Genomic DNA, 11,183 nt, shown 5'->3' with positions numbered 1-11,183 from the left:
GCCCCCGCCCGGCACCCCTGTTTTTTCCGGGGCCGCGCCGGCCGGGCGGGGTCCGGGCCGGCACGGCGCTGCCCGCGGAGGGGCAGTTCTGGTGGCGATCGTTCCTGTCATCCTTTCCGGCGGCACCGGCACGCGGCTCTGGCCCCTGTCGCGGGAGAGCTATCCGAAGCAATTCTGGCCGCTGGTCTCCGACCGCACCATGCTGCAGGAGACCGCCGAGCGCGCCGTGGGCCCCGGCTTCGCGCCGCCCGTCGTGGTGTGCAACGAGGCGCACCGCTTCCTGGTGGCGGAGCAGCTCCGCGCCACCAAGGCGGCCACGCCACGCATCCTGCTGGAGCCGGTGGGCCGGAACAGCGCCCCCGCCATCGCCGCGGCGGCGCTGCTGCTGCGGCAGGAGGATCCGGAGAGCGTGCTGTGGCTGATGGCGGCCGATGCCGCCATCGCCGACGTGCCGGCGCTGCATGCGGCGCTGGACCGCGCGGTGGTGGCAGCCAAGGCCGGGCACATCGTCACCTTCGGCATGCGGCCGACGGCGCCCGAGACCGGCTATGGCTATATCGAGGCCGGGGCGGAGCTGGGCGAGGCGCCGGGGGTGCTGGCCGTCGCCCGCTTCGTCGAGAAGCCGGATGCGGCGAAGGCGGCGGATTTCCTCGTCGGCGGCCGGCATCTCTGGAATTCCGGCATGTTCGTCGCCACCGCCGCGACCCTGCTGGCGGAGCTGGAGCGCTTCGCGCCCGAGGTGGTGCGGGCGGTGGCCGGGGCGCTGGAAGGGGCGAAGCGGGACCTCGACTTCGTCCGGCTGGGGGCGGAGGCCTTCAGGGCGGCGCCGGCGATTTCCATCGACTATGCGGTGATGGAGAAGACCGCGCGGGCGGCGGTGGTGCCCGCCGCGATCGGCTGGTCGGATCTCGGGAGCTGGGCCTCGCTGTGGGAGGCGGCGCCGCGGGACGAGGCGGGCAATCACGCCCAGGGGCCGGTGGAGCTGGTGGACAGCCGGGGCTGCTATGTGCGCTCCGAGGGGATCCTCACCGGCGTGGTCGGGCTGACCGACATGGTGGTGGTGACCACCGAGGATGCGGTGCTGGTGATGCCCCGCAGTCGCGCCCAGGACGTGAAGCTGCTGGTGGACCGGCTGCGCGCGGCCGGGCGGCCGGAGGCGACGCAGCACCGCCGGGTGTACCGCCCCTGGGGCCATTACGAGGGGCTGATCCAGGGCGAGCGCTTCCAGGTGAAGAAAATTCAAGTTCGGCCGGGGCAGAAGCTTTCCCTGCAGAAACACTTCCACCGGGCGGAGCACTGGGTCGTGGTGAACGGCACCGCCGTGGTGCACCGGGATGGCGAGGAGATCCTGCTGCGGGAGAATGAGAGCGTCTACCTGCCGCTGGGCTGCGTCCACCGGCTGGAAAACCCTGGCATGATCCCGCTGACCCTGATCGAGGTGCAGGTCGGCGCCTATCTGGGCGAGGACGACATCGTGCGGCTGGAGGACACTTACGGCCGGAGCTGAACCGGGCCGCCGCCGCTGGGGGCCGGCCTTTCTCCGGGCTGGCCGGCCCGGCGGCGGCCGGGGAGCCTACTCACAGAGTATTAACGGGACGTGGAGGGACGTTTCGGCTACTCTCGCGCGAAGGTTGTTCAACCACGAGCGGTACGCGTAAAACGTGTGGATCATGTCCCCCCGAGCCCGAACCGGCGTCATTGTGGTCATGGTCCTGCTGCTCGGGCTGCTGGCCTCGCTTGCCGGCGGCGTCGTGCACTTCTCCGAGGCCGGGCGTCCGCCGGGGAGTGAGAGCGCGGCGCGGCAAGGCGGGGAAAATCAGGTGCAGCCTTACGACCCGCTGCGCTGACCGCCTTCGCCGCGGGCGGCTGCACCACCGTCGGCGGCAGCCGCCACGGCGGCCACAACCCACCCGGCACGCCCCAGCCCAAACCAACCGCCACACCTGCCCCGCGCCAGGCCCCCCGCATCACGCGACGGCCGGCACATTCTCAACAGGAATGGGAACCCCGGGGAATGGGCGCGGTAGGGATTGAACCTACGACCCCCGCCGTGTGAAGGCGATGCTCTCCCGCTGAGCTACGCGCCCGAGGTCAGGGCTTCCTAGGGGGTTCGCCCTCGGCAGTCAACATCATGGGGCCATAGGGAGCCGGCCGGGCTCGCGCGGCTCCGCCATGCCGTGGCGTGGGATTGACACAGGCCCCGGGGGCCGATGTTCAGGCTGCAGGCCTGGCGATGATGGCCGAGAACGTGCCGGTGGCGGATTGCCCTTTGCGGCGCAGCATGCCCCTCCCCTATCATCGCCGCATGCGGAGATGCCTGCGGCCATCCCTGCTCTGCCTTGCGATGCTTGGCGCCATGCCGGCCCAGGCGGCGCCGCTGCTCGCCCGCTACGAGGTCAGGGCGGCCGGCCTGCCGGTGATGGAGGTGGAGGCGCTGCTGGAGCTGGACGGGCCGCGCTACTGGGTGCGCACCCGCATCCGCACCGTCGGCGTCGCCGCCCTGTTCTCCACCAGCGACCAGGTGACGCTGGCGACCGGCGCCTGGCAGGGCGTGGTGCCACACCCGGAGTCCTACCGGGTGGCCGGGATGTGGCAGGGCGGCCCGCGCCAGGTGGCGATCGACTGGACGCAGGCCGGCATGCCGCGCCTGCAGGCGCTGGTGCCGGCGGAGACAGGCGAGCGGGAGGCGGTGCCGGACTCGCTGCGCCGGGGCACGATGGACGCGCTCTCCGCCCTCGCCCTGCTGGCCCGCACCGTGGCCGCCACCGGGCGCTGCGACGCCACCGCCCATGTCTATGACGGCCGGCGGCGCGCCGACTACACCGCCCGGACGGAAGGGCCGGCGCCGATCCCGGAAGGAGCCGGCTGGCGGGGCCAGGCGCTGCGCTGCGGGCTGGAAGCGAAGCTGATCGCTGGCCGCCGGACCGACCAGGACCCGGAGGAAGCGCAGCGGCCGCAGCCGGCCACGGCCTGGATGGCCGATCTCGGCCAGGGCCGGCCGCCCTTGCCGGTGGCGGTGGACCTCCCCTCCCGCTGGTTCGGCAGCGTGCGCGCGCGGCTGCTGGGGGTGGAGACGCCGCCGCCCCAGCTCCTCGCCTCAGAGCTGGCGGAATTCCCCCAGCAGCGAAGGTAGCGCGGCGGGGGTTGCGGCGATGGCGGCGGCGCCCTCGGCCATCTCCGGCAGGCCATAGCCCCAGGCGGCGAAGATGGCGGGCAGGCCGGCGCCCCGGGCCGCGGCGACGTCGTTGCGGTGGTCGCCGATCATCACCGCCTGGGCCGGCGTGGCGCCGGCGGCGGCGATGGTCGCCAGCAAATGGGCCGGATCCGGCTTGCGCGTGGGAAAGCTGTCGCCGCCGCCGATGGCGGCGAAGCGGGCCGGCAGGCGGAGGGCGGCGAGCAGCGCCTCGGTCGCCGCCACCGGCTTGTTGGTGCAGAGGGCGAAGCGCCAGCCGGCAGTCGCCAGCGCCGCCAGCGCCGCGGGAATGCCGGGAAAAGGGCGCGTTTCCGCCGCGGCATGGGCGGTGTAGTCCGCGGTGAAGGCGGCGAGCGCGGATTCCTCGAAGGCCAGGCCGCGGGCGGCGGTGGCGCGCTGGACCAGGACGCGGACCCCATCGCCGATCATCCGCGTGACCTCCGCCCGGGTGAAGCCGGGGCGGCCGAGTCGGGCCATCAGCCGGTCCAGCGCGGCGTGGATGTCGGGCGCGCTGTCGACCAGCGTGCCATCGAGGTCGAAGACGGCGAGGGGCGGCATGGCGCCAGCCTCGCCCGGCCGGGCGGCGGACGCAATGCGGCAGCGCGCTGCGGGCCCCATGGCCAGGCGCCGCGCCCGGACATGCTGCCCGGGCGCGACCGGTGGCCACATCGTCCGGGGCGCGGCCGATGGCGCGATGCGCGGGGATGATCGCTGGCCGCACCGTCCGGACGCGACCCGTGCCCGCATCGCCCAGGCGCGACCCGTGGCCGCCGCCCCGGCACGCCCCGATGGCGGCAACGCCCCGGCCCAACCCAGGGCCACGGCGTATCGCGGAGAGATCGCTTGCCTCCGCCGCGCCGTCCCGTCACATGCGGCAATCCATCTTGACCGGGCAATCCTTGCCGGCCCCGCCCGCGACCGCCTATCGGAGAGACAAGATGCCTGCCGCCGCCATCATCCTCGCCGCCGGTCTCGGCACGCGCATGCGGAGCGCCGTCCCGAAGGCCCTGCACCCGGTGGCCGGGCGGCCGATGCTCGGCCATCTCATCGCCAGTTGCGAGCAGGTCTTCGACCGCATCGTGGTGGTGGTGGGGCCGGACATGCCGGCGCTGGAGAAGGCGGCGCGGCCGCATGCCACGGTGGTGCAGGCGGAGCGGCTCGGCACCGGCCATGCGGCGCTGCAGGCGGCCCCGCTGCTCGCCGATTTCCCGGGCGACGCCGCGGTGCTCTATGCCGACAATCCGCTGATCCCGCCCGCCACGATCCGCCGCCTGCTGGACCGGCGGGCGGAGGCCGGGCTGGCGCTGCTGGCCATGCGCCCGGCCGATCCCGGCCGCTATGGCCGCGTGGTGCTGAACCCGGCCGGCGAGGTGGCGCGGGTGGTGGAATGGGCGGATGCGACGGAGGCGGAGCGCGGCATCGCCCTCTGCAATGCCGGCGTGGTCTGCGCCGAGGCTGCCTCGCTGTTCCGCTGGCTGCGGGAGGTGCGGCCGCACAATGCCAAGGGGGAATACTACCTGACGGACATCGTCGGCCTGGCGGTGGCCGAAGGCCAGAGCGTGGTGGCGGAGGAGGCGGCCGAGGCCGACCTCGCCGGCGTCAACAGCCGGGCCGAGCTGGCGGTGCTGGAAGCCACGGTGCAGCAGCGGCTGCGCGAGGCCGCCATGGCCGGCGGCGCGACCCTGCTGGCGCCGGAGACCGTCTTCCTCGCCTGGGATACCAGGCTGGGCCAGGACGTGACCGTCGGGCCGAACGTCGTCTTCGGCCCCGGGGTGACGGTGGAGGATGGCGTCGAGATCCGCGCCTTCTCGCATCTCGAGGGCTGCCTGGTGCGGCGCGGCGCCATCATCGGCCCCTTCGCCCGGCTGCGGCCGGGGACGGAGATCGGCGCCGCCGCGCATGTCGGCAATTTCGTGGAGTTGAAGGCGGCGCTGCTCGGCGACGGTGCGAAGGCGAACCATCTGAGCTATCTTGGCGACGCAACCATCGGGGCCGGATCGAATATCGGCGCCGGGACCATCACCTGCAATTATGACGGCGTTAACAAGCATCGGACGGAAATCGGCGCCGGCGCCTTCATCGGCAGCGACACCGCGCTGGTGGCGCCGGTGAAGGTGGGCGACCGTGCCCTGGTGGCGGCCGGCAGCGTCATCACGGAGGACGTGCCGGCGGATGCGATGGCGATCGCCCGCGGAAGGCAAGCGGTGAAGCCGGGGCGCGGCTTCCGCGGGAAGCGGCCGGAGGCGGGGAAGGCGGCGGACGGCCTGGTGCGGCCGGTGCACAACAAGGAGAGCTGAGCGGATGTGCGGCATCGTCGGGGTGATCGGCAAGGCTCCGGCGGCGCCGCTGCTGCTGGAGGCGCTGCGGCGGCTGGAATACCGCGGCTATGACAGCGCCGGCATCGCCACCCTGGTGGATGGCCGCATCGAGCGGCGGCGGGCCGAGGGCAAGCTGGGCAACCTGGCCGCGGCGCTGGAACGCGCGCCGCTCTGCGGCACCACCGGCATCGGCCATACCCGCTGGGCGACGCATGGCGCGCCCACCGAGCGCAACGCGCACCCGCACAGCACGCATCGGGTTTCCGTGGTGCATAACGGCATCATCGAGAACCATGCCGAGCTGCGCGCCGAGCTGGAAGCCAAGGGCGCCGTCTTCGAGACGGAGACGGATACCGAGACTTTTGTTCGCCTGGTGGATGACTACCTGGCGCATGGCGAGGGGCCGCAGGCCGCCTTCGCCGCGGCGCTGCAGCGGGTGCATGGCGCCTTCGCGCTGGCCGCCATCTTCGCCGGGCATCCGAAGCTGCTGCTGGCGGCGCGGCAGGGCGCGCCGCTGGCGGTGGGGTTCGGCGAGGGGGAGATGTTCGTCGGCTCGGACGCGCTGGCGCTCGCCCCGCTGACCCGGCGCATCGCCTATCTGGAGGAGGGCGACTGGGTCGCCATCACCGAGGAGGGCGCGCGCTTCCACGATGCGTCGCATGCGCCGGTGGAGCGGCAGATCGTCATCACCGCCGTCTCCGGCGCCGCGGTGGGCAAGGGCAATCACCGCCACTTCATGGAGAAGGAGCTGCACGAGCACCCGGCAGTACTGGGCGACACGCTGCGGCAGTATCTGGACCCCGGCACCCAGGCGGTGCGGCTGCCGCGCCTGCCCTTCGACCCGGCCGAGGTGCCGCGGCTGACGATTTCCGCCTGCGGCAGCGCCTTCCTCGCCGGCATGGTCGGGCGCTACTGGATCGAGCAGCTGGCGCGGCTGCCGGTGGATGCGGATGTCGCCAGCGAATTCCGCTACCGCAACCCGCCGCTGCCGGCGGGGGGCGCGGCGATCCTCGTCTCCCAATCCGGCGAGACGGCGGACACCATGGCGGCGCTGCGGCTGCTGAAGGAAGGCAAGCAGCGCGTGCTCGCCGTGGTGAACGTGCCGGAGAGTTCGATGGCGCGGGAGAGCGATGCGGCGGTGCTGACCGTCGCGGGGCCGGAGATCGGCGTCGCCTCCACCAAGGCCTTCACCGCGCAATTGGCCGTCATGGCCTGCCTCGCCATCGGTTTCGGCCGGGCGCGCGGGCATGTCTCGGCCTCGGATGAGGCGAAGCTGACCGCGGCGCTGCTGGAAGTGCCGAGCCATGCGGCGGAGATCCTGGCGCGGGATGCCGAGATCCAGGCGCTCGCGGTGGAGGTGGCGAAGGCGCGGGACGTGCTGTTCCTCGGCCGCGGCTCGCTGTTTCCCATCGCGCTGGAGGGCGCGCTGAAGCTGAAGGAGATCAGCTACATCCATGCCGAGGGCTATGCCGCCGGTGAGATGAAGCACGGGCCGATCGCGCTGATCGACAGCAAGGTGCCGGTGATCGCGCTGTGCCCGACGGGACCGTTGTTCGAGAAGACGGCGAGCAACCTGCAGGAAGCGGCGGCGCGCGGCGGGCGGATCATGGCCTTCACCGATCCGGATGGCGTCGCGCCGCTCTCGCGCTTCGCCGAGCGGGTGATCGCGCTGCCGCGCGTGGGGGCGTTCTCCACGCCGATCCTGCACGCCATTCCGGTGCAGTTGCTGGCCTACCACGTCGCGGTGCTGAAGGGCACGGATGTGGACCAGCCGCGGAACCTGGCGAAGAGCGTGACGGTGGAGTGACCATCTTGGGGAAGGGCGTCGCGCCGTAAGGCGCGCCTCACGGCGCGACCCTTCCCCAAACCCCTACCCGCAAAGGGCCGAAGAGCCCTTTGAACCCTCGAATTTCAGACCCGTCGGTCGAGACGCAAAACTCAAGGTTTCCAAAGGCCCTTCGGCCTTTGGCAGAGGGAGCTCGAGGGGGACAGCGTCCGCCTCGATCACGCCGCCCGCCGCCTCGCCAGCGCCGCCTGCACCGCCGCCGGTTCCGGCCCGCCCGCCATCCAGTCCAGCAGCTCCACCGTATGCGCCACGGGCAGCGCGTCGCCGGCCAATTGCGTCAGGCAGCCGATATTCCCCGCCGCGATCAGGTCGGCGCCGGTGCGCGCCAAATTGCCCAGCTTCCGCTCCCGCAACTGCCCGGCGATCTCCGGCTGCAGCAGGTTGTAGGTGCCGGCGCTGCCGCAGCAGAGATGCCCCTCCGCCGGCTCCTTCACCTTGAAGCCCGCCCGCGCCAGCAGCTGCTTCGGCGGCGCCACGATCTTCTGCCCATGCTGCAGCGAGCAGGCGGCATGGTAGGCCACCGCCAGCCCCGCCGGCGCCTCCCGCTTCGGCGCATAGCCGAATTTCACCAGCAGCTCGGAGATGTCGAGCGCGATGGCCGAGATGGCCTCCGCCCTTTCTTTCCAGGGCGCCGGCTCCTCGCGGAACATGAAGCCGTAATCCTTCACCGTGGTGCCGCAGCCGGAGGCGTTCACCACCACCGCATCCAGCCCCTCCCCTGCCAGCTCCGCATGCCAGGCTGCGATATTGGCGCGGGCCAGCGCCATGGCCGGGTCGTGGTCGCCCATATGGTGGTTCAGCGCGCCGCAGCAGCCCTGCCCCGCCGTCACCACCACCTCGATCCCCATCCGCGTCAGCAGCCGGATGGTCGCGGCATTGATCTCCGGCGCGATCACCTGCTGGGCGCAGCCGGTCAGCAGCGCCACGCGGCCGCGCCGCTCGCCCTCCGCCCTGTGCACCTGCGGCGCGGCGGCGGGATCGGCGGCCGGCAACCGCGCCGGCGCCAGGCGCAGCATCGCCCGCAGCCGTTGCGCCGTCATCGAGCCGCCGGGGATCAGCCCGGCGAAGGGCCGCGCCAGCCTTGCCGCCAGCAGCGCCAGGCGGAACCGCCCCGGATGCGGCAGCACCCGTGCCAGCACCCGCCGCAGCAGCCGCTCCGGCCAGGGGCGGCGGTAAGTGTCCTCGATATAGTGCCGGGCATGGTCGACCAGGTGCATGTAGTGCACCCCCGAAGGGCAGGTCGTCATGCAGGAAAGGCAGGAGAGGCAGCGATCGACATGCCGCACCACCTCCTCGGTGGCGGGGCGGCCGCTCTCCAGCATGTCCTTGATGAGGTAGATGCGGCCGCGCGGGCTGTCCAGCTCGTCGCCCAGCAGGGCGAAGGTGGGGCAGGTGGCGGTGCAGAAGCCGCAATGCACGCAGGTGCGCAGGATCTGGTTGCTCTCCCGCGTATCGGGGTCCTTCAGCTGGTCGGCGGTGAAGCTCGTCTGCATGCGGCCTCGCGGTTCGAGCCCTCGGTATAGGCCGGGCCCGCCTTCCAGGCCAGCCGCCGGGCGCCTGCCATCCGTCGCCTCCCACGCCTCCCGTTGCCCTTCCGCGGCTTTGCCGCGGAAGGCTGTGCGAGGCGCCGCTCGGCCGGGGAAACCGGCCCCCCGCGGCGTTGCGCCGCAACGTCCTGGGGATCAAGTCAGCGCGACGCGGGCGTCGCCTTGGCCTCCGCCACCGCCTGGCGCAGCAGCAGGACCAGCGCCTTGGCCAGGCAATCATTCAGCTTGTCGGCGGTCGCCACCTTCGCCTCCCGCGGCGCCCGCTCCAGATCCACCTCCTCGGCATCCGCCCAATGGCGCATCACCTCGTAGCGGCGGAACAGCGGCACGGCATGGGCGGCGGCGACCAGCCGGATCGCCTCGCGATAGGCATCCACATTGGAATTGGTACGAAGGAAGCGGGAGAATTGCGGGTCGATCAGCACCGCATCGCCGCCCGCCGCCCTCACCTTGTCGAGGCCGGCATGCAGGGTCTCGACCATCTCCTCCACCTCCAGCCCGCGCGCCGCCTCCACCGTGCCGGTCTGCCACAGCACCAGGTCGAAGCCGTGCTTCGCCAGCTCCTCCCGCAGCAGGGCGGCGCTGTCCTGGGCGGTGGCGGCGCGCTGGCCGCGCACCACGAATTCCAGCCGCAGGCCGGGGCGGCGCGCCGCCAGCATGGCTTCCAGCCGGGCCGGCCAGGCGGCGGCGGGGCCGCTGGTGCCGGGCCCGAGGACCGAGGCGGAGCCCACCACCAGCACCCGCAGCGCGCCGGCGGCGGCGGCGCGGGCCACGGCGGGCAGCGGTGCCCCGGGCTCCAGCAGCTCCGCCGGCGCGCCGCAGGCCGGCGCCTGTGCCGCCAGCCCATGGGGCAGCAGGCACAGCGACAGCAGCAGTAGTAGGCGGGACCAGCTCCGGCGGGTCATGGCGCGGAATTGGTAAGAGAGGCGGCAGCCCTGGGCAAGGCGGCAGCGTCCTGGCCGGGCGGCGGCCGGGTCGCCGCCTCCCGCAGCCGGTACCAGGCGCCGATCGCCCCTACCCCCACCAGCAGGGCCAGCCCGGCCAGGTTCACCGCAAGCTGCATCGGCCAGCGGTCGGAAAGCTCCAGCGCCAGCCGGCCGAGGAAGGAGAGGAAGATGCCGACGCAGAACACCGGCAGCCCGTGCTGGCCCATCAGCACGAAGGGCAGCGCCGCGCGGCTCCGCACCCAGCCGGCGCCGATCGGCACCAGATGGGCGAGGAGATAGGTGAGCGCCAGGATCGAGACCAGCCGCAGCGGGTGCAGCCCGGTCTTGTCCACGGCGGATAGCAGCTCCGCCACCCGCTCCGGCAGCAGCAGCGCCGTGGTGTCGGATTCGGCCTGGGTGATGAGGCTGGCCGCGGCGCCGAGCAGCAGCAGCAGGCCGGCCAGCACCGCCAGGGCCGGGTGGAAGGGCACCGCCAGCCGCCCGGCCGGCCGGCCCTCCGGCGGGCGCGGCACATAGCCCAGGGCGCAGCCGATGAAGAACAGGAATTGCCAGGCCAGCGGGTTGAAGAACCAGCCGCCGCCGGTCCAGCTCGGCAGGTTCACATCCGCCAGCCGCACCGCCAGGTACAGCCCGGCGGAGAGCCCCAGCAGCAGCCCCGGCACCCGCAGCAGCGGCAGCGCCGGCAGCAGCAGCATCAGCAGCACGATGTAGAGCGGCAAGATGTCGAGGAAGGCCGGCTGGAAGCGCAGCAGCAGCGCCTGCAGCAGCGCCAGGTAGGGCTGCTCCGCGAACACGTCGAGGTGCAGCTCGTCCAGATAGGCGGTGGTGTCGAGCGCCGCGGCGGAATAGCCGACCTGGGCGGTGAAGACGACGAAGAGGAAGATATGCGCGACGTAGAGCGTGCCGATCCGCCGCGCCAGGGAGGCGGCGGCGAAGGTGAATCCGCGCCGGTCCAGCTCCGAGCCGTAGGCCAGGCCGGCGGCATAGCCGGCCAGCAGCACGAAGGCCTCGGTCGCGTCGCAGAGCGCAATGTTGCGGAGGGTGAGGAGGCCGAGCCAATTGCCCGGCACATGGTCGATGAAGATGCAGGACAGGGCGAGGCCGCGGAACAGGTCCACCCTAAGGTCGCGCCGGCGCCCGGTGCGGGCGGCCGGGCTTTCCGCGCCGCGGACGAGACTCCGCATCGACACCTCCGGCGCCGATGGATGCGGGAGAGGGCGGCGGCATGCAAGCCCCGATCGCCTTTCGCCGCGATGATGAATCCTTCAACCGTCCCGGGGCGTTGCCAGGCGCATGGCTGACCCGGGCGGCGCGGGGACGCCTGCGCCCGAT

9 protein-coding genes and 1 tRNA gene are annotated in these 11,183 nt (G+C 72.8%); 5 read left to right on the top strand and 5 right to left on the bottom strand.

Features of this window, described 5'->3' with window-relative positions; genetic code table 11:
• Window positions 1-91 precede the first annotated feature (91 nt).
• Window positions 92-1,507, top strand: coding sequence for a mannose-1-phosphate guanylyltransferase/mannose-6-phosphate isomerase (locus tag E5N76_RS09640; protein WP_328593056.1), 1,416 nt, complete (start codon window positions 92-94; stop codon window positions 1,505-1,507).
• Between the two features lie 199 nt (window positions 1,508-1,706).
• Complete coding sequence (locus tag E5N76_RS29440) at window positions 1,707-1,847, top strand: hypothetical protein (RefSeq protein WP_187830079.1); 141 nt, start codon at window positions 1,707-1,709, stop codon at window positions 1,845-1,847.
• Window positions 1,848-2,015: 168 nt separating this feature from the next.
• Here E5N76_RS29440 and E5N76_RS09635 read toward each other — a convergent pair.
• Window positions 2,016-2,087 (bottom strand) — tRNA-Val (locus E5N76_RS09635).
• Between the two features lie 218 nt (window positions 2,088-2,305).
• On the opposite strand from E5N76_RS09635, the gene E5N76_RS09630 reads away from it, so the two are divergent.
• Window positions 2,306-3,133 (top strand): DUF3108 domain-containing protein, encoded by an 828-nt coding sequence (locus E5N76_RS09630; protein ID WP_187830078.1) that lies wholly within the window; start codon window positions 2,306-2,308, stop codon window positions 3,131-3,133.
• Here E5N76_RS09630 and gph read toward each other — a convergent pair.
• Window positions 3,098-3,751, bottom strand: coding sequence for a phosphoglycolate phosphatase (gph, locus tag E5N76_RS09625; RefSeq protein WP_149537074.1), 654 nt, complete (start codon window positions 3,749-3,751; stop codon window positions 3,098-3,100). The two genes, E5N76_RS09630 and gph, sit on opposite strands and share 36 nt — an antisense overlap.
• A 380-nt stretch (window positions 3,752-4,131) precedes the next feature.
• Between gph and glmU the strand changes: the two genes are divergently transcribed.
• Window positions 4,132-5,490: a bifunctional UDP-N-acetylglucosamine diphosphorylase/glucosamine-1-phosphate N-acetyltransferase GlmU gene (glmU, locus tag E5N76_RS09620; protein WP_149537073.1), complete on the top strand. Its 1,359-nt coding sequence runs from the start codon at window positions 4,132-4,134 to the stop codon at window positions 5,488-5,490.
• A gap of 4 nt (window positions 5,491-5,494) precedes the next feature.
• Window positions 5,495-7,318, top strand: coding sequence for a glutamine--fructose-6-phosphate transaminase (isomerizing) (gene glmS, locus E5N76_RS09615; protein ID WP_149537072.1), 1,824 nt, complete (start codon window positions 5,495-5,497; stop codon window positions 7,316-7,318).
• A 197-nt stretch (window positions 7,319-7,515) separates the two neighbouring features.
• Here glmS and glcF read toward each other — a convergent pair whose 3' ends face one another.
• From glcF to E5N76_RS09600, 3 genes are all read right to left on the bottom strand, one after another.
• Window positions 7,516-8,850 carry a glycolate oxidase subunit GlcF gene (glcF, locus tag E5N76_RS09610; protein ID WP_149537071.1) on the bottom strand — a complete coding sequence of 445 codons (1,335 nt, stop codon included), beginning with the start codon at window positions 8,848-8,850 and terminating at the stop codon, window positions 7,516-7,518.
• Window positions 8,851-9,044: 194 nt separating this feature from the next.
• Entirely contained in the window at window positions 9,045-9,809 is a 765-nt protein-coding gene (locus E5N76_RS09605; RefSeq protein WP_149537070.1) for an SGNH/GDSL hydrolase family protein, read from the bottom strand.
• Complete coding sequence (locus E5N76_RS09600) at window positions 9,806-11,035, bottom strand: OpgC family protein (RefSeq protein WP_149537069.1); 1,230 nt, start codon at window positions 11,033-11,035, stop codon at window positions 9,806-9,808. Before E5N76_RS09600 ends, E5N76_RS09605 begins: the two co-directional genes overlap by 4 nt.
• Between the last annotated feature and the right edge of the window lie 148 nt (window positions 11,036-11,183).

Origin of the sequence: Siccirubricoccus phaeus (assembly GCF_008360935.1) — a bacterium.
Lineage (GTDB): Bacteria > Pseudomonadota > Alphaproteobacteria > Acetobacterales > Acetobacteraceae > Siccirubricoccus > Siccirubricoccus phaeus.
The sequence above is the reverse complement of the archived record's forward strand: the minus strand, read 5'-3'. Positions and strand labels throughout refer to the sequence as shown.

Coding starts and splice junctions, on each gene's coding strand:
- E5N76_RS29440 (WP_187830079.1), top strand. CDS start 1,707: ATGGTCCTGCTGCTCGGGCTGCTGGCCTCGCTTGCCGGCGGCGTCGTG.
- E5N76_RS09630 (WP_187830078.1), top strand. CDS start 2,306: ATGCGGAGATGCCTGCGGCCATCCCTGCTCTGCCTTGCGATGCTTGGC.
- gph (WP_149537074.1), bottom strand. CDS start 3,751: ATGCCGCCCCTCGCCGTCTTCGACCTCGATGGCACGCTGGTCGACAGC.
- glmU (WP_149537073.1), top strand. CDS start 4,132: ATGCCTGCCGCCGCCATCATCCTCGCCGCCGGTCTCGGCACGCGCATG.
- glmS (WP_149537072.1), top strand. CDS start 5,495: ATGTGCGGCATCGTCGGGGTGATCGGCAAGGCTCCGGCGGCGCCGCTG.
- glcF (WP_149537071.1), bottom strand. CDS start 8,850: ATGCAGACGAGCTTCACCGCCGACCAGCTGAAGGACCCCGATACGCGG.
- E5N76_RS09605 (WP_149537070.1), bottom strand. CDS start 9,809: ATGACCCGCCGGAGCTGGTCCCGCCTACTACTGCTGCTGTCGCTGTGC.
- E5N76_RS09600 (WP_149537069.1), bottom strand. CDS start 11,035: ATGCGGAGTCTCGTCCGCGGCGCGGAAAGCCCGGCCGCCCGCACCGGG.